At 28.9% G+C, this 249-nt stretch carries 1 protein-coding gene; it reads right to left on the bottom strand.

Translation table 11 applies throughout. The features are described 5' to 3' along the window. The coding region (locus SB660_RS22620) for an HAD hydrolase-like protein (protein WP_410584738.1) at positions 1–249 on the bottom strand (249 nt) is incomplete at both ends.

Consider the following 249-nt stretch of genomic DNA (forward strand, 5'->3'; position numbering starts at 1 on the left):
TGTAATCATGCCTAAAGCGATTTTATTATTTTTCAGCTCCTCCAACATTTCATGAATATGAGGAAATCCTACACAATGATTTTTGAATTCTTTTAAATAATCTTGTAGAAGTTCTTCGCATGTTACTGAAGATATATTAAATTCATCAATCAGTTGTTGGTATACTTTATCCTTCCAAACATATCCACGATTGTCTAATTCAATAAATCGTGAAATATATTGCTCTTTTGAAATATGAGAAAGTAACTC

The organism is Bacillus sp. SIMBA_005, assembly GCF_046535585.1.
GTDB classification, from domain to species: Bacteria; Bacillota; Bacilli; order Bacillales; family Bacillaceae; genus Bacillus; species Bacillus pumilus.